Raw genomic sequence first — 21,398 nt, forward strand, 5'->3', positions numbered from 1 at the left:
GTGGTTCGCTCCTGTTTCCACGCGTTCACGAGAAAGCCCGCTGCGCCGGCATGTCGCCGGTTTCGGCGCGCGGCGGCGGATGAAGGTCCGAGCGGCGGCCGGCCTTCAGGATCTGGCTCGGCACGTCATGCCCGATCAGCGCGGGCAGCCGCGCGGCCGCGGCGAGCACGGCCGCGAGGTCGATGCCCGTATCGTAGCCGTCGAGCGCGAGCATGTGGACCAATTCCTCGGTGCACGCATTGCCGGTCGCGCCCGGCGCGTACGGGCACCCGCCGAGCCCGCCGAGCGACGCGTCGAAGCGGTCGATACCGGCGTCGAGCGCGGCGAGCGTGTTGGCGAGCGCCATTCCGCGCGTGTTGTGAAAGTGCAGCGTGAGCTGCAGCGCGCCGAAGCGCTCGCGTGCGCGTTCGGCCAGCTCGCGCACCTGCGACGGGTATGCCATGCCGGTCGTGTCGCACAGCGTGACGCCGTGCACGCCGAGATCCGCGAAGCGCTGCATCCACGCGAGCACGGTTTCCGCGCGCACGTCGCCCTCCATCGGACAGCCCATCGCGGTCGACAGCGACACGTTGATCGCGACGCCCGTGCCGCGCACCGCGTCGATCACGTCGCGCAGCTGCGCGAACGACTGCTCGCGGGTCATCCGCAGGTTCGCGCGGTTGTGGCTCTCGCTCATCGACATCACGAGATTCACCTCGTCGACGCCGCACGACAGCGCGCGCTCCGCGCCGCGCACGTTCGGCACGAGCACCGTGTAGACGACGCCCGGCGCGCGCACGATGCCGTGCATCACGGCCTCCGCGTCGCGCAGCGCGGGGATCGCCTTCGGCGACGTGAACGACGTGACCTCGATCTTCGCGTAGCCGCATGCGCTCAGCGCGTCGACGAGCGCGATCTTGTCGTCGGTGTCGACGAACGCCGCTTCATTCTGGAAACCGTCGCGTGTCGCGACTTCGTGGATGTAGAGTCGTTGGGGAGGCTTGCTCATGTCGTCGTCCCGGAGGCTGGCTGGCCGGTTCAGATCACGCCGCGCGCGCGCCAGTCGTCGCGCGTCGCGGCATCGATGCCGATCGATTCGAGTACCGCATCCGTATCGGCGCCGAGCGCGGGCGCCGGACGCTCGATGCGTCCCGGCGTCGCGCCGAGCTTCGGCACGATGCCGGGCACGAGCACGGGCGTGCCGTCGGGCAGCGCGGCGTCGACGATCATGTCGCGCGCGCGGTAATGCGGATCCGCTGCGATGTCCGCGACGTCGTAGATGCGCCCGGACGGGATACGCGCGTCGTTCAGCGCGGCGAGCACGTCGTCGAGATCGTGTCGCGCGCTCCATTCGCCGATCGCCGCGTCGATGCGCGCGACCTGCGCGACGCGTCCGTCGTTGTGCGCGAGCGCCGGATCGTGGCCGAGATCGGGGCGCCCGATCAGTTCCATCAACCGCCGGAAGATGCTGTCGCCGTTGCCGGCGATCAGCGCGTACTTGCCGTCGCGGCAACGGTACGCGTTGGTCGGTGCGATGCCGGGCAGGCTGCTGCCGGCCGCCTCGCGCACCGCGCCGAACGCCGCGTATTCGGGCAACAGGCTTTCCATCATGTTGAACACCGATTCGTACAGCGCGACGTCGACGACCTGCCCTCGGCCGCCCTGCTGTTCGCGATGGCGCAGCGCGAGCAGGACGCCGATCACGCCGTGCAGTGCCGACAGCGAATCGCCGAGCGACACGCCGACACGCACCGGCGTGCGGCCGGGCTCGCCGGTCAGGTGGCGCAGGCCGCCCATCGCCTCGGCGATCACGCCGAAGCCGGGGCGGTCGCGATACGGGCCGGTCTGACCGAAGCCCGATACGCGCAGCATCACGAGCCCCGGGTTGATCGCGGACAGCGTCTCCCAGCCGAGCCCCCAGCCTTCGAGCGTGCCGGGCCGGAAATTCTCGATCAGCACGTCGGTCTCGGCGACGAGGCGGCGCACGACGTCCTGCCCTTCCGGCGTGCGCAGGTCGAGCGCGAGCGAGGTCTTGTTGCGCGACTGCGCGGCCCACCAGACCGACGTGCCGTCGTGCAACAGCCGCCATTTGCGCAGCGGATCGCCGACGCCGGGCGGCTCCACCTTGATCACGTCCGCGCCAAATTCGGCGAGCATCCGGCCCGCGAACGGCCCGGCGATCAGTTGGCCGAGTTCCAGCACGCGGATACCGTCCAGGGGGCGCGTCATGGTTGTCTCCGAAGAAATCGCGTTGTCGATGACGGCGATCATGACGACGTTCGCGTTCGGCGAAAATCGATCGATGCTCAACCAGCCTTTCCCGAACGGAAAGGCACGCATGGCGGCGAGCCGCGGCACGTCGTGACGATGGATCGAGCGGGGAGAAAGACGCGACGACGCATTGCGGACAGGACGCCGCGGCGGAATCGGAGAATCGGGGAAGCGGAGAAGCGGGGTTTCAGGCGCTGCGCGGCGGGCACCGGCATGCGCGGGTGCGCGATGCGCACCGCCGACGCGTGTCGGCCATCGGCCGCGCGTCGGCGGGAATCAGCGGCGCTGCGTCAATGCGAGACGAGGCTCAGTAAGCGGACATCTCGACGCAAGGATCGACCTTGGACGGCGAGCAGATGACCGAATACTTGGCGCTTTCGCGCATCAGCGCTTCGCCTTCGTGCAGCGCGATCTTGATCTCGGGGTGACGCTCGTACGCGAGGAATGCGGAGCAGAAGACCGCGGACATCACGACCAGGGAAAACACGAATTTTTCAAGGGATTGGAAACGTTCGGGCATGGTTCGACCTTTCTTCTAGCCCGGGATTATATCTCGAATTAAGGGTTTTCCCTATATGTCGACCCGCATACCGAGGATGGCTTCGACCGATGGCAGGCGGTGTTTGCGCCCTTTTTCACCGTGACACAGGGTTCGAGCATCGGACAAGACGAAGGGACTGTCGCCTTCAACGGAACGCAGGCGACGGTTCGGCACGCATCGTCCGCACGGCATTTCGGCAGGAGCGGCGACGAAGCCCGTCGCCGGCGCGTCATTGCGGTGCCGATGCACCGCTGGCCGCGTTGCCCGGCCATGCCTTGCCGATCTTGTCGATCAGCGACTTGGCGGCGCCGGTCGCGATGGCGGCGTCGACGCCCGAGGTCTGCCACGAACCGTCGGCGGCCTGCACGAAGGTCAGGTTCGCACGCGACGGCGTGTAATCGCTGTTGCGCCACGTGATCACGACGTCGCACGCGTAGGTGCGTTCGCCGGTCTTCCTGCAGTCGCCGTCGGGCTTCGCCGAGATCACGTCGGCCGACACGGGCAGCGGCTGGCCGAACAGCGCGTTCAGGCCGCCGTGGTTTTCCGCTTCGAGCGCGCGGCGCACCGCGGCATCGACGTCGCTCGATCCGGGGCCGTCGTGGAGCAGGTGGCAGGCGGCGAGCAGCGTGGCGGCACAGCCGAGCGTCAGCAGCGTGGGAAACTTCATGGAACTCCGCGAATCGGGTGAACGTCGGGCGGCATGCGGCGATGGCCGTTTAAGCATCGCCGAGCCGGTATGCCGCGTAGTCTGCAACGTCCGCGCGTGGTTCGCGGTATCCATTTGTAACCAATTGCACGGACGGCAGGAACGGCGCGAGCGCCCCGCTGCCCCGCCGCTTTCGTGCGCGGCTACTGCCGCTCCTGCTTCACGCGACTCACGAGCTGCGTCGGGCTCACGAACTGCAGCGCGATCACGACCCACACGAGCGTGATGGCCATGTAGATCATCGCCATCGCGTCGATCGACTGCGGTGCGCGCACGCCGGTCGAGAACACCGCGTAATACAGCGCGACGACGAGCGTCTGCGTGCTCGGGCCCGCGGTGAAGAAGGTCAGCTCGAACATCCCGATCGTGCGCACCAGCACGAGCAGCCCGGCCGCGAGCATGCCGGGCACCAGCAGCGGCAGCAGCACGTAGCGGAAATAGCGCCACGTGTTCGCGCCGAAGATGCGCGCGGCGGCTTCGAGATTCGGATCGATCTGCTCGATGAACGGCGTCATCACGAGGATCACGAACGGCAGCGCCGGCACGAGGTTCGCGAGGATCACGCCGGGCAGCGTGCCGGCGAGCCCGACCTTGTACATCACGGTCGCCATCGGGATCCCGTACGTGACGGGCGGCACCATCAGCGGCAGCAGGAACACCAGCAGCGCGAAGCGCTTGCCGCGGAACTGCACGCGCGCGAGCGCATAGGCGGCCGGCACGCCGAGCGCGACCGACAGCAGCACGACCGCGCCGACGACTTCGACGGTCACCCACAGCACGCTGGCGAGCTGGAAGTCTTCCCACGCCTTCGCATACCAGTGCAGCGTGAAGCCCTGCGGCAGCGGCGTGCCGAACCAGCGCGTCGCGACCGAGTTGACCGCGACGGTCGCGATCAGCAGCATCACGTTCAGCAGGAAGAACGCCATCAGCCCCCACACGAGCGCCTTCCACGCGCGGCCGGCGAGGCTGTCGCGCAGTTTCCGCGGCTTCATCGCGTTGACGGGCTGCGCGCCGGGCGGGCTGTGCTTCGGCGGCCATGCCGGCGACGCATGATTGTCGGTCGCCATCAGCCCTTGCCTCCCGTGACCGGACCGGTATAGAAGAAGCGGCGCGCGCCGAGCATCGACGCGACCACCAGCAACTGCACGAAGCCCATCACGATCGCGATCGCCGATGCGAGCGAATAGTCGTAGCTCTCGAACGCGGCTTCGGCGGCCGCGATCGAGATCACGCGCGTCGGCCCGGCCGGCGCGCCGAGCAGCACGGCCGACGGGAACACCGAGAACGCCTGCACGAACGACAGACATGCGGCCATCGTGAGCCCCGGCACGAGCAGCGGCAGGTAGATCCGCCGGAACTGCTGCCACGGGTTCGCGCCGAGCGTCGCCGCGGCGCGCGCGAGCGTCGGGTCGATGCCGCTGATGTACGACAGCATCAGCAGGAACGCGAACGGAAAACCCGACACGATCAGCGACAGCAGCACGCCCCAATAATTGTGCGTGAGGCGCACTTCGTCCGTGTACAGGTGCAGCCCCTGCAGCGCCTGCGGAAACCAGCCGTTCGGTCCGAAATACGTGAGCATCCCGTCGGCGACGAGCACCGTGCCGAGCGTGACGGGAATCACGAGCAGCGTCGTGACGAACTTCTGGTACGGCGAGTTGCGGCGCAGCGCGAACGCGACGGGCACCGAGATGCCGACGTTGATCAGCGTCGCCGGCACCGCGAGCTTCAGCGTGACGAGCACGGTCGGCCACATCGCGGTGTCGGTGAAGAACTGCACGTAGTTCGCGAGCGCGCCGCCGCCGTTCATCGGCTGGAACGACAGGACCAGGCCGTACGCGAACGGATAGATGAACAGCGCGACGATGAACGCGAGCGCCGGCGTGACGAGCCACGCCTTCGCGTCGCGCGGCGCGCCGCCGGTCGCGAGCGTGCTCATGCGGCCTCCGGGCGGCGCGCGGCCGCGCACGCGGCGCGGCGGCCGTTCATTGCGCGTCTCCCGCATAGACGAGCGTGCGCGCCGGCGCGACGCGCAGCCGCAACCGCTCGCCCTCCGCGAATTCGCCGGCGACCCGCGCCCAGATCGGCCCGAACGGCGTGATCGCGCGGATGAGTGAGTCGCGGCCGCCGTATTCGACCGTTTCGACGGTCGCATCGAATGCGTTGTCGGCCCCTTCTTCCGCCCGCTCGATGTCGTCGGGGCGCAGCGCGACCACGACGTCCTTGCCGTCGAAACCGGCCATCGGCACGCCCGCGATGCGCACGCCCGCCGCGGCGACGTTCACGCAGTCGCCGGCCATCCCTTCGAGCGTGAACGGCAGCACGTTGCGATAGCCCATGAAGCGTGCGACGTGCAGGTTGTGCGGGCGCGTGTACACGTCTTTCGGCGACGCGACCTGCTGCACGACGCCCTCCTTCATCACGACGATCCGGTCGGCCATCGACAGCGCCTCGTCCTGGTCGTGCGTCACGTAGATCGTCGCGCGTTCGAGCTGCGTGTGGATGCGGCGGATCTCGGCACGCATCTCGATGCGCAGCTTCGTGTCGAGGTTCGACAGCGGCTCGTCCATCAGCACGAGCGGCGGCTCGATGACGATCGCGCGCGCGATCGCGACGCGCTGCTGCTGCCCGCCCGACAGTTGCCCGGGCAGCTTGCCCTCGTGGCCGACGAGCTGCACGAGTTCGAGCGCCTGCTGCGCGCGCCGCCGCGTTTCCTGCTTCGGCACGCCGCGCATCTTCAGCCCGAAGCCGACGTTTTCGAGCACCGACATGTGCGGAAACAGCGCGTAGTTCTGGAACACCATGCCGAAGCCGCGGCGCTCGGGCGGCAATACGTCGATGCGCGTATCGTCGAGCCAGATGCCGCCGCTCGTGAGCGGCTGCAGCCCGGCGATGCAGTTCAGCGCGGTCGACTTGCCGCAGCCCGACGGGCCGAGCAGCGCGATGAACTCGCCGCGCCGGATGTCGAGATCGAGCCCGTTCAGTGCGGCGACCTGCGCGCCCTCCGCATTGGTGAAGCTGCGGCACACGCCGTCGAGCCGCAAGCGTTCGAAACTGTGCTTCATTACGCGAACTCCGTCGGCGCGGGCGCCGCGGCGCCCGCGGGTTCATGCGTCATTTCGACTTCTGCGAACCGATCTCGCGGTCCCACTTCTGGAACGCGGCGACCATCGCCTGCGCGTTGAGCGGCTGCACGTGCGGCCGATCCGCGAGCAGCTTCGCGTACTCGGGGCGGCCGAACTTCCGGATCACCTCCTGGCTGTGCGCGGGCGCCATCTCGAGCGTCACGCCCTTCACCGCCGGGCCCGGATAGAAGTAGCCGTCGTCGTAGGTCATCGCCTGCTGCGCCGGTTCGAGCAGGAAGTTCATCAGCTTGAACAGCACGTCGAGCTTGTCCTTCGCGACGCCCTTCGGAATCACCATGAAGTGCGCGTCGTTGACCCACGTCATGTTGTCGAATGCCTGGACCCGGAAGTCGGCCGGCACGATGCCGAGCGCGCGCGGATTGAGGTCCCAGCCGGTCACGGTCACCGTCATGTCGCGCGTGCCTTCGCCGAGCTCCTTCATCACGGCCGACGTGCCGCCCGGGTAGTACGGCACGCAGTCGTTGAGCTGCTTCAGGAACGCCCAGGTCTTGTCCCAGCCGTTGATCGGGTCTTGCGGGTTCTTGTCGCCGAGCACGTACGGCAGCCCCATCAGGAAGGTGCGGCCGGGGCCCGAGTTCGCCGGGCGCGCGTAGATCAGCTTGTTCGGATGCGCCTTGCACCACGCGAGCAGCTGCTCGGGCGTCTTCGGCGGATCGCTGACCTTCGCCGGGTTGTATTCGAGCAGCGGGCCGGCCGGCATGTAGGTCACTTCGAGACCGAAGCCCTGCGCGAGATCCTGCATCTTGCGCGGGCCGGGCGCGTATTTGTCGAGCACGCCGGGGAACGCGCCCGCGCTGTCGGGCAGCAGCTTTAGCCACAGGTTCTGCTCGATGCCGGCGGCCAGCGCGTCGGTGCCCGTCAGCACGAGGTCGATGTCGGCCCGTCCCGCGGCCTGCATCGCCTTGATCTTGCCCGGCAACTGTGGCGCGGGCGCGTTCGTGAACGTGACGTTCGAGACGAGATTCGGATTCTTTTCCTTGAACGCCTCGATGGCCTTCTGCGTGAGCTGCAGGTTGCCCGCGACGTCGACGACATTCAGCGACACGGGAGCCGCGACGGCGGCCGCGGCCGGCAGCGTCAGGCCCAGCGCCAGGGCGATCCGGCGGACACGGCGCGCGATCGTGGTGGTGTTCATGTCTCCTCGCTTCGGTCGGTGGATGGGACCGTTCTTTCGGGAAATCATGACGGCGTTATACGATGTCGGTCAACAAAAAACCGACCCGCGCGGGGCGGGAATTTCCCTAACAAAAACCTTCCGTTTGTCGAGGATGTGCTTGTTGGCCAATGCGACGGATACGTCGCATGTTAGGACGTCGTATATCAACGGACGCCGAACCGGAATCGGTTCGGACGGACGCGCCGGCATGAAAAGCGTGCGCGGCGCGTTGCGGACGGCGCTCAGGCCGCACGGAGCGCGATCACCTCCCCGATCAATCGCTCCGCATCCTGCCATTCGCCGAAACCCGAAGCCGGGTTCAGGTGTCCGACTTCGCCGAGATCGACGAGCCGGCTGCCCCACCCGGCTGCCAGCGCCTGCGTGCGTTCGAATCGCGCGAGCGGATCGTTGCGGCTCGCGGCCACGATGCTCGGAAACGGCAGCGGCCGGGTCGGCACCGGCGTCCAGCCGTGCGCGTCGAGCGCATCCGGTGTCGGATAGCCTGCGGGCATCGGCGTATCGAGATCGGCCGGTGCGGCGAGCAGCGCGCCGTCGATGGCCCGCGTGGCCTGCAGCGCCCAATGCACGGTGATCATCACCCCCGCGCTGTGCGCGACGAGGATCACGGGGCCGTCGATCGCGGCCAGCGCCGCATCGAGCGCTGCGACGCGCGCGGCGCGGCTCAGCTTGTCGGCTTCGAGCGGCGCGACGGCGCGGGCGTTCGGCAGGCGCCGTTGCAGATGCGTCTGCCAGTGATCTTCGACGTGATCGCGCAAGCCGGGCACGATCAGGATGGTGGGCGCGGTCGCCAGGGTCATGCTGCCTCCGGGAGGGTTCGGTTCAGGAAAGATGTGACGCGCGTCGTTCGCGTTCGACGCGCGCGAGATCGGCCGCATAGCTCGCGCGTCCGATCGCGAACAACGCGGCGGCCGCGAGCGGCACGGCGGGAATCCATTGCAGTGCGCCGACGAGGCCGGCGCGATCGGCGACCCACCCCGTCAGCAGCGGGCCCGGCGCCATGCCGAGCAGGTTGTTGGCGAGCGTGAGCGTGGCGAACGCCGATGCGTGGATCGCGGCCGGCGTGAGGTTCGCGACCATCGCGCCCGATGCGCCCGACGCACCCGCGCCGACCAGCATGCCCGCGCAGATCAACGCGAGTTGCAGCGGCCCGGGCGGCAGCCGGAACGCGATCGCGAGGCACACGCCCGTCAGCACGCAATACGCGATCGCGGTCAGCCATTTGCGCGAGCCGTCGGCGCGTCCGACGCGGTCGGTGACGATCCCGCAGCCGACCATCCCGACGCCCGACAGCAGCACGAAGCCGGCCGCAAGCACGGCGGCACGGTCCGGCGCCATCGCGTAATAGCGGTTCAGGTAGCTCGGCAACCAGGCGAACAGCGCGCCGGGCACGAACAGGTGCAGCCCGCTGCCGACATACGCGCAGATCACCGAACGGGATGCGAACAGCCCCGACATCAGCGCGCGCACGTTGCCGCGCAGGTCGCGCGGCGCATCGGCATGGGGCCGGCACGGTTCGACGCGGCATGCCGCGAGCCGCCGTTCGGTGACGATGCCGCGGTACGCGACGAGCAGCACGATGCCGAGCGCGGCCATCACGCCGAACGACCAGCGCCAGCCGAGATGCGCGCCGACGAGACCGCCGAGCGCCATCCCGAACACGGAGCCGAACGCGCCGCCGGCCATGAACGCGCCGGTCAGCGTCGCACGCAGGCGCGCCGGAAAGATGCTGAGGATCAGCGCGACGCCGACGCTGCCGTACGCGGCTTCGCCGAGGCCGACGAGCCCGCGCGCCACGAGCATTTCGGCGTAGTTGGTCGACAGCGCGCAGCCGAGCGTCGCGACGCTCCACAGCGCGGCCATCAGCACGATGCTGCGCACGCGGCCGAAGCGGTCGGCGAGCACCGACAGCGGAAACGTCAGCAGCCCGACGAGCAGCGCGACGACGCCGGACAGCGAGCCGAGCTGCGTGTCCGACAGCCCCCACGCGTGCTTGAGCAGCGGAAACACGGCATTGAGCACCTGCCGCGACATGTAGTCCGACAGCAGCAGGCCGACGGTCAGCCCGAACACGAGCCAGGCATAGGCCGGCGCGCGCCGCCCGGTGGCCGCCACGTCCTGCAGCGACGGCTCGACGTGATGAATCAGCATGCGTGTCTCCTCCGGCGCCGGTGCGGCAATGCGCCGGCGCGGCTTGCGCGGCCCCGCTCCGTTCGTCGGAGCTTGCCTCGCGCACCGCGCGAGGATGGGTGCCGCGCCACATCGATCGGCGGGCGGCGCGGGCGCGCCGCCCGGATGCGCGGTGCGTCAGGCCGCGCGCAGCGGCACGCTCAGCTGGCCGGGCCGGCGGTTCGGCGCCATCCCGAGCTGCGCGAGCGTTTCGTCGACGCCGTCGTACTGCACGCCGATCCGGTAGATCGCCTTCGCCTCCTTGCCGGTCGCGATATCGCGGCCGAGTTCGCGCGCGATCCGCACGCACTGCTCGACCTGCTGCACCGACGTCATCCGGTTGCCCTTCTGGTCGATGATCGTGTCCTCGATCCCGCAGCGCGGATGCAGCCCCAGCGCCATCGCGACGGTGTTGATCGGCAGCACGTTCTTCATCAGCGATTCGAGCGTGATGCACGCGCCGTCCGGGCAGCGCCGCACGAATTCCATGAAGTTGTACGGATTCGGGCCGTCGAAGCCGCCGCCGATGCCGACCCACGTGACGTTCAGCGGGCCGCGATACACGCCGCGGCGGATGATCCGCTCGAGCGTCTCGAGCGCGTGCATGCCGGTGAGCTGGAAATGCGGCTGGATGCCGGCCGCCTGCAGCCGGCGCAGATGCTCGTCGACCCAGCCGGGGCCGGCCGGCACGGTCATCTCGCGGTATGCGTCCCACAGCGCCGCCTCGTTCAGCGACGTGCCGGCGATGTCCTTGCGGTTCATCAGCTCGGTGATGTTCATCTGCACGGTGTTGATCGCGACCGTCACCTGGTCGGGCTTCGGCGTCAGCTCGGCGAGCATGTGGCGCGTGTCGTCGGACAGCCATTTCGCTTCCGCGCCGTCGCCTTCCGGCGCGAACGAGATCGAGCCGCCGACCTGCAGGATCATGTCGGGCACCGCCTCGCGCAACCGGCCGAGCAGCTCGTTGAATTTCGACAGCCGCTTGCTGCCCTTGCCGTCGAGCTCGCGCACGTGCAGGTGCAGCACCGTCGCGCCCGCGTTGTAGCAGTCGACGGCCTTCTGCACGTGCTCGTCCATCGTCACCGGAATGTCTTCCGGGAAATCCGCGGGCATCCATTCGGGGCCGTACGGCGCGACCGTGATGACTACCTTGTCCTGGTTTTCCGGGTGCAGCGAATCGTCGAGAAATTGCATGTCGTCCTCCAGATGGAATCGTTGTGTTCGGGGCGTACGGGCGTGCGTGTCCCGTCGCGCCGGGCGGCAGGCCCGGCGTGTTGCATGGGGTTTCAGGAACCGGTTAAGGCGCGGGCGCGTTCAGATCAGAACGGCACGTCGCCGACGATGCCCGCGCGCTCCATCTTGCGCACGCAGGGCGGGTAGTCCATCACCGCGTAATGCTGCGTGGCGCGGTTGTCCCAGATCGCGACGCTGTTCTTCCTCCAGCGCCAGCGCACCTGGTATTCGGGGATATACGCCTGGCCGATCAGGTATTGCAGCAACTGGCCGGCGCCGGGGTTCGCGTCCTGCCCGTAGCGCACGCGCCCGGGCGTGTGGAAGTTCGTGAAGTGCGTCGTGAACGCGTTCACGTACAGCACCTTCTCGCCCGTTTCGGGATGCGTGCGCACGACCGGATGCTCGGCGTCCGGATACTGCGCCTTCAGCGCGAGACGCTTGTCGATCGGCATCGCCGCGCCGAAGCTCGCCTCGATGCTGTGACGCGCGCGCAAGTCCGCGATCTGCTGCTTCACGTGTTCCGGCAGATGCTCGTACGCGAGCACCATGTTCGCCCACATCGTGTCGCCGCCAACCGGCGGACCGTCGATGCAGCGCAGCACGCAGCCGAACGGCGGCGCCACGCGCCAGCTCGCATCGCTGTGCCACGCATTCTCGTAGCGGTCGTTCGGCTGGTCGGGCGACTTGTAGATCCGCACGAGCCCCGGGTGCTCGGGGTCGCTGCCGGCGACCGGATGATCCTCGAGCTCGCCGAAGCGGCGCGCGAACGCGACGTGCTCGGCGCGCGTGATGTCCTGGTCGCGCAGGAACAGCACGCGATGACGCAGCAGCTGCGCGCGGATCTCGGCGAACAGGCCGTCGTCGTGCACGGCGTCGGCGAGGCTCACGTCCAGCAACTCCGCGCCGATCGCACAGGTCAGGGGTTCGACTCGCATGCGCGTCTCCTCAGACGATGAATACCGACGAGCCGGTCGTCTTGCGCGATTCCAGGTCGCGGTGCGCCTGCGCCGCGTCCTGCAGCGCATAACGCTGGTTGATCTCGATCCGGATGCGGCCGGCCGCGACGTGCGCGAACAGTTCGCCGGCCAGGTCGTTCTTCTCGGCCGGATCGGCGATGTAGTCGGCCAGCGCCGGGCGCGTCAGGTACAGCGAGCCCTTCATCGCGAGGCGCTGCGGGTCGAACGGCGGGATCGGGCCCGACGCCGTGCCGACGCAGACCATCAGCCCGCGCCGCTTCAGCGAATCGAGCGAGCCTTCGAAGGTGTCCTTGCCGACGCTGTCGAACACGACGTCGACGCCGACGCCGTCCGTCAGTTCGCGCACGCGTTTCGCGACGTCCTCGCGGCTGTAGTCGATCGTGTGGTCGCAGCCGTGTGCGCGGGCGACCGCGGCCTTGTGTTCGCTCGACACGGTGCCGATCACGGTGAGCCCGAGCAGCTTCGCCCATTGCGACACGATCAGCCCGACGCCGCCCGCGGCCGCATGCAGCAGGATCGTGTCGCCCGGCGCGAACGCGTGGATGCGGCGCAGCAGGTAGGCCGAAGTCAGCCCGCGCATCGTCATCGCCGCGGCCGTTTCGCATGCGATGCCGGCGGGCAGCTTCACGAGCGGCGCGGCCGGAATCAGCCGTTCGGTGCTGTACGCGCCGAGCGTGTTGAGGAAGCCGGTGTAGGTCACGCGATCGCCGACGGCGACGTTCGTCACGCCGGGGCCGACGGCCTCGACCACACCGGCCGCCTCGACGCCGATGCCCGCCGGCAGCGGAACCGGATACAGGCCGCTGCGGAAGTACGTGTCGGCGAAATTCAGGCCGACGGCCTCGTGCCGCAGGCGAACCTGCCCGGCGCCCGGCTCGCCGACTTCGACCGCTTCCCAGCGCAGCACGTCGGGGCCGCCGGTTTCGTGGAATCGCACTGCATGTGCCATCGTGTTCTCCGTAAGTATTCAGTCGGATGCGCGTCACGCATCGTCGGATTCGTCCGCGCCCGGCGTCGTCGCGGCTGTGCCGCTCGCCGGGGGCGCGTCCAGTTCGTTCCAGTCTGCGTCGCCCAGATAGCGCCGCGCGGCCGGGAAAATCACGCCTTCGATGCGCCCCATCTGCTCGAACGCACCGCGCGCATAGTCGGCGAGCGCGGCATCGAACGCGGTCGACGGCAACCCGTCGGCGGCGAGCCGCGCCAGCGCGTCGAGCGCGTGCGCATCGCGGCGCCGCTGGCGGTCGAGCTCGTCGAGTTCGGCCGCGGTGCTCTCCGCCCGCATGCGCAATGCCGCGAACAGGCGTGCTTCGGCGGACGCGCCGAAGCGTGCGTTCTGCAGCGCCGCGAGCGATGCCAGCGCCGCCGGCGTGCCGCCCGCGTCGCCGGTCGGCCGCGTTGCCGCGTCCGGGCTGTCGCTCGCGATCGTCAGCGCCCGCAGCTGCTCGCCGAGCGCACGATGCGCCGCGAGACAGCGGGCCATCACGCGCGCCTCGGCCGGCGCACGCCGTGCCGGGCACACGAGCACCGGCACGCCGCTCGTCGCCAGCAGCACCCGCCGTTGAGCGGTCGCGGCAGCATCGGCATCGTGCGACAGCGCCGCGACGGCGATCAGGTCGCAGCCGAGCTCGCCGGCGAGCGTGGCCGGCGAGGCGTCGCCGGCCCCCGGATGGCCGGCCCCCGCGATCGCATGGGACAGGCCCTGCGCCCGTGCGGCGGCTTCCACTTTCGCACCGTGTTCCGGCATCCGCGCTCCGGATAAACGCGAGTCAGGCGCGGCGGCGGACAGCACGAACGTGACCCGCGCGCCGACCGCACGCGCCAGTTCGAGCGCATGGCCGATCGCATCGATGCCGCCGGGCACGCCGTCGACCGTCACGAGCAGATGGCGATACATCGTGCCGCTCCGCTTATCCGGCGCTCGGTGCGCTGCGTCGCGCGCCGGTCGATACGATGTTCATGGTCCCTCCTCGTTGCATTCGTCGGTTGCGTTCGTCACGCATCGGAACCCATGCTATCGACCGGGCGGCGGTGCGGCCCCACTCGTCGCGGGGGGGATTGACGCGCGAACGCGGTTCGGTCGATCCTTCCCCCCACGCCCACCCCGGACGCTGGCCCGCACGGCATCGCCGGATTCCGACTCCTGCCCCGATGGCCCACCCACCCGATCGCGCCGACGCGCCCCCCACCGAACTCGTGCTGAAGACGACCGCGCCGCGCGTGCCGGCGCAGTTGCTCGCGCGTGCGCGGCTGAGCCTTGCCGCGCCGGCGTTCGACGCGCGGCCCGTCACGCTCGTGCAGGCGCCGGCCGGCTACGGCAAGACCTCGCTGCTCGCGCAATGGCGGCGCGAATCCCTCGCGCTCGGCCGCGCGGTCGTGTGGCTGTCCGCCGACGAGCGCGACGACGCACCGCGCCTGCTGCAGGGGCTCGTGCAGGCGGTGCGCACCGGTTGCGCGCGGCCCGGCTTCGGGCGCCTGATTCCGGACGGCGCGGCCCGCGCGCTGGAAGGACTGACCGCCTGGCTGGCCGAAGTCGCGCAACTGTCGATCGACGCGCTGCTGATCGTCGACGACGCGGAGCGGCTGCCGCCCGCCGGGCTCGACGCGCTGACCTACGTGCTGCACAACGCGCCGCAGAACCTGCGGGTGGTCGTCGCGGCCCGCCGCGGGCTCGATCACGCGGCCGGCGACCTGCTCGCCGGCGGGCAATGCACGCTCGCGGGCCCCGACTGGCTGCGCTTCACGCTCGACGAGACGATCGCGCTGGTCGGCGCGCGCTTTGCGCAGCGGGTCGACGCCGATGCGTGCGCGCGCCTGTTCGAACGCGTCGACGGCTGGCCGCTCGGGCTGCAGCTCGCGATGGCCGCGATGGCGCGCTCGGCCGATCCGCGTCAGGCCGTCGACGCGCTTGCCGCGCGGATGGACGGCACCCGCGACCGGCTCGTCGAGCTGCTGCTCGCGAATTTGTCGGCCGACGACACCGCGTTCCTCACGCGCACGAGCGTCGCCGATCGCCTGCATCCGTCGCTGTGCGCCGCGCTGCTCGACGACGCAAACGCCCCCGACCGGCTCGCGCGGCTCGCACGCGACACGCCGCTGTTCATCGCGTCCGACGATTCCGACTGGTGCCGGCTGCATCCGCTCGTGCGCGATACGTTGCGCGACCGCCTCGCGGCGAGCCCCGACGCCGAGCGCAGCGCGCTGCACGCGCGCGCGGCAGCGTGGCTCGACGCGCACGGGATGACGGAGGAAGCCGCGCGCCACGCGTACGCGGCCGGCCAGTTCGACACGGCATACGCGCTTGCGCAGCGCTGCCTCGAGGACGCGATCAAGCAGGGCCGCATCAACGACGTGCTCGACTGGCTCGCGCTGCTGCCCGACGCGGAACTCGACAAGCGCCCGACGCTGCGGATCGCGGTCGCCTGGGCGCTGGCACTCGGCGAGCGCCATGTCGAGGCGCGGCGCCAGATCGCCGGTATCCTGGCCGATGCCGGCACGCCGGCCGCGATGCGCTACGAATGCGCGCTGATTCTCAGCGCGGCGGCCTATTACGCGGATGAAATCGACCGGTTCGTCGAGCTGTTCGAACCGTGGGCCGACTTCGCGCCGCCCGCGGCGACGTGGCTCGCGCAGATGCATGCGAACCGCCTGTCGGCGCGCGCGATCATCGTCGGCGAACCGGCGCAGGCACGCCGCTTCCAGCAGGCCGCGCCGCGCGGCGAGACGGCGGCCGGATTCGGCTACGTCGCGCGCTGGGGCGAACTGATCACCGGCCTGAGCTACCTGCGCGAAGGCCAGATCCGGCTCGCGGACGACGCGTTGTCGCCGGCACTCGCGCGCGCGGAAGCCGACCTCGGGCGCCGCCATCCGCTGACCTGCATGCTCGCGGCGATGTGCGCGGCGATCGCGTACGAGGCCGATCGCGTCGACCAGGCCGCCGCGCTGCTCGCGAACCGGCTCGACGTGCTCGAGCACGCGGGCACGCCCGACACCGTGCTGCTCGGCTACCGGACGGCCGCGCGCATCGCGCTGCTGCACGGCGTCGAGCACCGCGCGATCGACCTGCTCGAGGCGCTCGACGCGATGGGTGTCGCGCGCCGGCTGCCGCGCCTGTCGGTCGCGAGTCTCGCCGAGCAGGTGCGCATTCACGCGGCCCGCTATCGCGAGGCGACCTGCCATGCGCTCGTGGAACGGATCGATGCGATCGCCGCGGCGGAGTTTCCGTCGCACGGGCCGCTGTGGCGACGCCCCGTCGTGCTGCTGCAGGCGACGGCGCATGCGGGCGCCGCGCTTGCCGCGCGCCGCTGGGACGATGCGTGCGCGGCGCTCGACGAAGCGGCGGTGCTGGCGCGCGAGATGAGCATGGGACGCGAGCGCATCGAGATCATGGCGCTCAGCGCGTTTGCGCTCGAACAGTCCGGGCACGGCGGCCGCGCGCTGCTCGACGAGGCGATGAACCTCGCGGACATGTTCGGCCTCACGCGCACGCTCGCCGACGCGCATCCGGCCGTCGCCGACTGGGCGCGCCGCCTCGGCGACGAAGCGGCCGCGGGCGACGGCCCCGTGCGGCCCGCGCAGCCGCAGCCGCGCATCGTGCCGCCCGCGCCACGCAGCCCGGCGAGCCCGCGCGCGGTGCCGAGCGTCGTGCTGACGCCCAAGGAACGCGCGATTCTCGAACTGCTCGCGCGCAACCTCTCGAACAAGGAGATCGCGGTGGCGCTCGCCGTCGGCGAGGAAACCGTGAAGTGGCACCTGAAGAACCTGTTCGGCAAGCTCGACGCCAGCTCGCGCAAGCACGCGGTGCGCCGCGCGCTGGTGCTCGGATTGCTCGAAAGCGCGCCTTGAACGCCGCCTGCGCACGTCCGTAGCGGCCTTGCCCGGCCGTCGACGGCCACCTCGTCGCCGGCCGCTCTTCGATTCTCCGCAACCCTGCCCCCCGCGCATGGGGGGGAGCGGCCGCGCGTCGTTGCGTAACCTTTCCGCACGGCTCGCACCGGCGTCGCCTCACGCGCCTTCCCGCCTGCCTCGATGCTTCCCCCGCTCTACCCGCCCGGGCTCGATCCCGTGCGGTCCATTACGATCCTGGAGACTTCGATGAAGACGAAACTGGCCGCGCTCGCGGCGCTTGCCGGCTGTTCGGCGCTCGCGCATGCGCAATCCTCCGTCACGCTGTACGGCGTGGTCGACACGGGCCTGCTGTACCAGAGCACGTCGGCCGCGTCGTTCGGCCCGAAAGCGCCGAACACCGGCAAGGTGTTCCGCATGAAGGACGGCGGCATCTATTCGAGCTTCTGGGGTATCAAGGGCAGCGAGGACCTGGGCGGCGGCTACAAGGTCAACTTCAAGCTGCAGGGTTCGTTCGACAGCGGCACCGGCAAGATGCAGCTGAGCGACACGCCGGGCGCCGTCGCGATCTTCAACCAGGTGGCGTCGCTCGGCGTGTCGGGGCCGTTCGGCACGTTCACGGCCGGCCGCCAGATCGTGCCGATGATCTATGCGATGGCCGACACCGACGTGCGCAACGCGCAGTTCTTCGGCAGCGTGCTGACCGCGTGGCTCGGCCTGAACACCGCGGCCGGCTGGCCGGGAACGAGCACCAACGGCGCGATCGGCGCGCTGTACGACAGCAATGCGCTGGTGTATCAGTCGCCGACGTTCGCGGGCGCGTCGATCGCGCTCGAATACGCACCCGGCGGCGTCGCCGGGCAGTTCCAGGGCGGCACGCGCGAGTCGGTCGTGCTGCGTTACTCGAACTACGGGCTCAATGCATCGGCCGTCTACTACAACGGTCACGACACGAATCCGGCGCCGGGTGTCGCGCCGACCGGCGTCGACAACAACCGCTTCGTCTACGTCGGCGCGAGATATACGATCCGCGATTTCTCGGTGTCGGCGTCGTACGGCAACGGCCGGAATCCGTCGCATGCGGACAAGGTGAACCTCGACATGCTGTCGGCCGGCGTCGGCTATCGCTTCACGCCCGCGCTGCAGGTCGCCTCCGCCGTGTACTACCTGAAGGACCGCAACCGCGCCGAGAACCGGTCGACGGCCGTCGTGCTCACGGCCGACTACAGCCTGTCGAAGCGGACGATGGTGTATGCGCAGGTCGGCCACGTGAACAACCGCGGCACGATGAACCAGATGCTCGTGTACGGGCAGCCGGTCGCGCCCGGGGTCGGCACGACCGCCGCGATGCTCGGGCTGCGGCACAACTTCTGACGAAGTGGCGACGCGACGCCGCAACGACGCGATGGGCGTGCGGCGGTGCTCGGGCACGGTGCGCGGCCGCCGTCTGCAGCGATCGCGGGGATCGGCTACAGTGGGCGTTTTCGGCGCGCCCCGCCCGTCTGTCGAAGTGTTCGTCCCGTTCCTGTCGCGATGTCAGGGGCGGTCGGCGATGCGCGGCAGGACGGCGGAGCGCGGATCCTCCACGTTGACGAGCGAACCTCCATGCCCGATCTGTCCGCCTTCCCGATCACGAAGAAATGGCCTGCCCAGCATCCCGACCGTCTGCAGCTGTACTCGCTGCCGACGCCGAACGGCGTCAAGGTGTCGATCATGCTCGAGGAAACCGGCCTGCCGTACGAGCCGCACCTCGTGCGCTTCGACACCAACGACCAGCTGTCGCCCGAATTCCTGTCGCTGAACCCGAACAACAAGATCCCGGCGATCATCGATCCGAACGGCCCGGACGGGCGGCCGCTGCCGCTGTTCGAATCCGGCGCGATCCTGATCTATCTCGCGGACAAGACGGGCCAGCTGATCCCGAAGGATCCCGCGGGCCGCTACGAGACGATCCAGTGGGTGATGTTCCAGATGGGCGGCATCGGCCCGATGTTCGGGCAGGTCGGCTTCTTCCACAAGTTCGCGGGCCGCGATTACGAAGACAAGCGTCCGCGCGACCGCTACGTCGCCGAATCGAAGCGCCTGCTCGCCGTGCTCGACGCGCATCTGGCGAACCGCAAGTGGGTGATGGGCGACACGTACACGATCGCCGACATCGCGATCTTCCCGTGGGTGCGTAACCTCGTCGGTTTCTACGAAGCGGGCGACCTGGTCGGCTTCGGCGAATTCAAGCACGTCGCGCGGGCGCTCGATGCGTTCGTCGCGCGTCCGGCCGTCGCGCGCGGGCTCAACATCCCCGCACGCGGCTGAGCCGCGCAGCGGGCGCACTTCGCGGCCCGCGCTCTTCCTGGCCCGCCGCATCGCGCGGCGGGCGATTCTCCCGCTTCCTTCGGGCGTTTTCGTTTCCCGCTCGCTGCGTTCATTCGACGTGACGATTCGGCGGCGCTATTTTTCGGCGGACGTCGACGCCGCTTCCCCCAGTCCCGCCAGCAGCTTTGCCAGCAGCGCTGAAAGCTGCGCCTGCTCCGCCTTCGACAGCGCGGCCAGCATCGCGCGCTGATTGTCGACGTGCGCGACCACCGCTTCGTCGATCAGCGCGCGGCCGGCGTCGGTCAGCGCGACGAGCGTGCCGCGGCCGTCGGCCGGGTTCGGCCGACGCTCGACCCATCCGGCCTTCTGCAGCCGGTCGATGCGCGCGGTCATCCCGCCCGACGACATCATCAGCGCGTCGTACAGCGCGGTCGGCGTCAGCGCGAACGGCGCGCCGCTGCGCCGCAGCGTCGCCAGCACGTCGAATTCGCCTGGCTGCATCCCGTAGCGCGCGAACAACGGATTGAGACCGTCGCGCGCGATCACCAGCGCGGCCTCCTGCAGCCGTCCCATCACGAGCATCGACGACGCGTCCAGATCCGGGCGCTCGACGCGCCATTGCGCGAGCGCATGCGCGGCTCGATCCATTAACCCTCCTCGGCTCACCAGTTATCTTGACGTCGAGATAAATCGGCATTTATCTTGATGTCGAGACACTTTACATGAAAACGCGCGGCACCCCTGACGGAGGTGTCGCGCACCGATACCGAGGGCCGTTCCATGAATCGCTTCACTTCTCCCGGATGGCGGCTTGCCGCCATCGTGCTGGTCGGACTGAACCTGCGGCCGGCGCTGGCCGCGATCGGTCCGCTGCTCGACATGATCCAGCGCGCGACCGGCATCGGCGACGGCGCGGCGAGCCTGCTGACCACGATCCCGATCCTGCTGATGGGCCTGGGCGCGTTGAGCGCGCGGCGGCTGCAGCGCGTGACGGGAATCGTGGGAGGCGTATGGCTGGGCGTCGCGCTGATCGGCTTCGCCTGCGCGTCGCGCATCGGCGCGCAGCACGCGTGGCTGCTGCTCGCGAGCGCGTGCTGCGCGGGCCTCGGGATCGCGATGGTGCAGGCGTTGCTGCCGGGATTCGTGAAGGCGCATTTCGCGACGCGGATCGGCGGCGCGATGGGCGTCTATTCGACGTCGATCATGGGCGGTGCGGTGCTCGCGAGCGTCGTCGCGCCGTTCGCCGCGGCCCGCTGGGGCTGGCTGGTCGCGCTCGCGGGCTGGGCGCTGCCGGCCGCGCTCGCGGCGCTCGCGTGGCCGCTGGCCAGCCGGGGCGGCGACGCGTGGGTGTCCGGGCCGACGTCGGCGTCGATGGTGCAGGCGCGGCCGTCGCGCTCGCCGCGCGCGTGGCGGCTCGCGATGTTCTTCGGGATCGCGACGGGCGCCTATACCCTCGTGCTGGCATGGCTGCCGCCGTACTACATGCGGCTCGGCTGGTCGCCGACCGCGGCCGGCAGCCTGCTCGGCGGCGTGACGCTCGCCGAAGTCGTCGCGGGGCTCGCGGTCTCGGCGACGATCGACCGCCTGCCCGATCGCCGGCCCGCGCTGCACGCGGCGATCGCGTCGCTGCTCGCGGGGCTGCTGGTGATGCTGGCCGCGCCGCAGGCACTTGCGTTGCCGGCTGCGCTGCTGATGGGTGCCGGTATCGGCGCGCTGTTTCCGTTGTCGCTGATCGTCACGGTCGATCATGCGGCGACACCGGCCGACGCGGCGTCGTTGACGGGGTTCGTGCAGGGCGTCGGCTATCTGATCGCGGGGCTGTTTCCGTTCGCGGCGGGCATCGTGCGCCAGCATCTCGCGGATCTGTCGCCCGCGTGGGTCGCGATGGCCTGCCTGTGCGTCGTGCTGTTCGCGCTGGCGACGGGGTTCGCGCCGCGGTTCGCGCGGCGCGTTGCGCGGGCGTAGCGCGAGTCAGGCGCTGCGTGTGACGGCGTTGAGCCGGTTCGTGGCGGGTGCGCGGTCGTTCGTCGTTGTTCGGTCACGCCGGATG

At 69.9% G+C, this 21,398-nt stretch carries 20 protein-coding genes; 5 read left to right on the forward strand and 15 right to left on the reverse strand.

Translation table 11 applies throughout. The features are described 5' to 3' along the window. Window positions 1–25: 25 nt before the first annotated feature. On the reverse strand, window positions 26–988 hold the full coding sequence (locus WS49_RS02925; RefSeq protein ID WP_059524325.1) for a hydroxymethylglutaryl-CoA lyase: 963 nt from the start codon (window positions 986–988) through the stop codon (window positions 26–28). Between the two features lie 29 nt (window positions 989–1,017). Continuing rightward, window positions 1,018–2,208: a CaiB/BaiF CoA transferase family protein gene (locus WS49_RS02930; protein ID WP_059449730.1), complete on the reverse strand. Its 1,191-nt coding sequence runs from the start codon at window positions 2,206–2,208 to the stop codon at window positions 1,018–1,020. Here WS49_RS02930 and WS49_RS34690 point away from each other — a divergent pair. After that, complete coding sequence (locus WS49_RS34690; RefSeq protein ID WP_156441322.1) at window positions 2,207–2,344, forward strand: hypothetical protein; 138 nt, start codon at window positions 2,207–2,209, stop codon at window positions 2,342–2,344. The two genes, WS49_RS02930 and WS49_RS34690, sit on opposite strands and share 2 nt — an antisense overlap. A gap of 213 nt (window positions 2,345–2,557) precedes the next feature. Here WS49_RS34690 and WS49_RS02935 read toward each other — a convergent pair whose 3' ends face one another. From WS49_RS02935 to WS49_RS02990, 12 genes are all read right to left on the reverse strand, one after another. Further along, a complete protein-coding gene (locus WS49_RS02935; protein WP_059467484.1) occupies window positions 2,558–2,770 on the reverse strand; it encodes a hypothetical protein in 213 nt (70 codons plus the stop codon). Between the two features lie 250 nt (window positions 2,771–3,020). Then, on the reverse strand, window positions 3,021–3,458 hold the full coding sequence (locus WS49_RS02940) for a hypothetical protein (RefSeq protein WP_059449716.1): 438 nt from the start codon (window positions 3,456–3,458) through the stop codon (window positions 3,021–3,023). 182 nt (window positions 3,459–3,640) lie between these two features. Next, entirely contained in the window at window positions 3,641–4,564 is a 924-nt protein-coding gene (locus WS49_RS02945) for an ABC transporter permease (RefSeq protein WP_059524326.1), read from the reverse strand. Next, window positions 4,564–5,436, reverse strand: a complete 873-nt coding sequence (locus tag WS49_RS02950) for an ABC transporter permease (RefSeq protein WP_040144198.1) — start codon at window positions 5,434–5,436, stop codon at window positions 4,564–4,566. Before WS49_RS02950 ends, WS49_RS02945 begins: the two co-directional genes overlap by 1 nt. A gap of 46 nt (window positions 5,437–5,482) precedes the next feature. Continuing rightward, window positions 5,483–6,562: an ABC transporter ATP-binding protein gene (locus WS49_RS02955; RefSeq protein WP_059524328.1), complete on the reverse strand. Its 1,080-nt coding sequence runs from the start codon at window positions 6,560–6,562 to the stop codon at window positions 5,483–5,485. A 49-nt stretch (window positions 6,563–6,611) separates the two neighbouring features. Continuing rightward, on the reverse strand, window positions 6,612–7,778 hold the full coding sequence (locus tag WS49_RS02960; protein ID WP_059524330.1) for an ABC transporter substrate-binding protein: 1,167 nt from the start codon (window positions 7,776–7,778) through the stop codon (window positions 6,612–6,614). A gap of 263 nt (window positions 7,779–8,041) precedes the next feature. Then, window positions 8,042–8,617 carry an RBBP9/YdeN family alpha/beta hydrolase gene (locus WS49_RS02965; protein WP_059524332.1) on the reverse strand — a complete coding sequence of 192 codons (576 nt, stop codon included), beginning with the start codon at window positions 8,615–8,617 and terminating at the stop codon, window positions 8,042–8,044. A gap of 22 nt (window positions 8,618–8,639) precedes the next feature. Beyond that, window positions 8,640–9,968: an MFS transporter gene (locus WS49_RS02970; protein WP_059524334.1), complete on the reverse strand. Its 1,329-nt coding sequence runs from the start codon at window positions 9,966–9,968 to the stop codon at window positions 8,640–8,642. Window positions 9,969–10,124: 156 nt separating this feature from the next. Beyond that, on the reverse strand, window positions 10,125–11,180 hold the full coding sequence (locus tag WS49_RS02975) for a 3-keto-5-aminohexanoate cleavage protein (RefSeq protein WP_059524336.1): 1,056 nt from the start codon (window positions 11,178–11,180) through the stop codon (window positions 10,125–10,127). A gap of 125 nt (window positions 11,181–11,305) precedes the next feature. Beyond that, entirely contained in the window at window positions 11,306–12,154 is an 849-nt protein-coding gene (locus WS49_RS02980) for a TauD/TfdA dioxygenase family protein (RefSeq protein WP_059524338.1), read from the reverse strand. A gap of 10 nt (window positions 12,155–12,164) precedes the next feature. Further along, a complete protein-coding gene (locus tag WS49_RS02985; RefSeq protein ID WP_059524340.1) occupies window positions 12,165–13,145 on the reverse strand; it encodes a quinone oxidoreductase family protein in 981 nt (326 codons plus the stop codon). A gap of 33 nt (window positions 13,146–13,178) precedes the next feature. Next, window positions 13,179–14,090 (reverse strand): universal stress protein, encoded by a 912-nt coding sequence (locus WS49_RS02990; protein WP_059524342.1) that lies wholly within the window; start codon window positions 14,088–14,090, stop codon window positions 13,179–13,181. A gap of 254 nt (window positions 14,091–14,344) precedes the next feature. Here WS49_RS02990 and WS49_RS02995 point away from each other — a divergent pair, with 254 nt between their 5' ends. The 3 genes from WS49_RS02995 to WS49_RS03005 all read left to right on the forward strand — a co-directional run bounded on the left by WS49_RS02995 (window position 14,345) and on the right by WS49_RS03005 (window position 19,348). After that, window positions 14,345–17,038 (forward strand): LuxR C-terminal-related transcriptional regulator, encoded by a 2,694-nt coding sequence (locus WS49_RS02995; protein WP_059524344.1) that lies wholly within the window; start codon window positions 14,345–14,347, stop codon window positions 17,036–17,038. Window positions 17,039–17,287: 249 nt separating this feature from the next. Next, window positions 17,288–18,412: a porin gene (locus tag WS49_RS03000; RefSeq protein WP_059449705.1), complete on the forward strand. Its 1,125-nt coding sequence runs from the start codon at window positions 17,288–17,290 to the stop codon at window positions 18,410–18,412. Between the two features lie 231 nt (window positions 18,413–18,643). After that, window positions 18,644–19,348, forward strand: a complete 705-nt coding sequence (locus WS49_RS03005; protein WP_059524346.1) for a glutathione S-transferase N-terminal domain-containing protein — start codon at window positions 18,644–18,646, stop codon at window positions 19,346–19,348. A 135-nt stretch (window positions 19,349–19,483) separates the two neighbouring features. On the opposite strand, the gene WS49_RS03010 is transcribed toward WS49_RS03005, so the two are convergent. Then, a complete protein-coding gene (locus WS49_RS03010; RefSeq protein ID WP_059524348.1) occupies window positions 19,484–19,996 on the reverse strand; it encodes a MarR family winged helix-turn-helix transcriptional regulator in 513 nt (170 codons plus the stop codon). A gap of 132 nt (window positions 19,997–20,128) precedes the next feature. On the opposite strand from WS49_RS03010, the gene WS49_RS03015 reads away from it, so the two are divergent. Then, window positions 20,129–21,313, forward strand: coding sequence for an MFS transporter (locus WS49_RS03015; RefSeq protein ID WP_059524546.1), 1,185 nt, complete (start codon window positions 20,129–20,131; stop codon window positions 21,311–21,313). Window positions 21,314–21,398 lie beyond the last annotated feature (85 nt).

Source organism: Burkholderia sp. RF7-non_BP4, from assembly GCF_001521935.1.
Lineage (GTDB): Bacteria > Pseudomonadota > Gammaproteobacteria > Burkholderiales > Burkholderiaceae > Burkholderia > Burkholderia diffusa.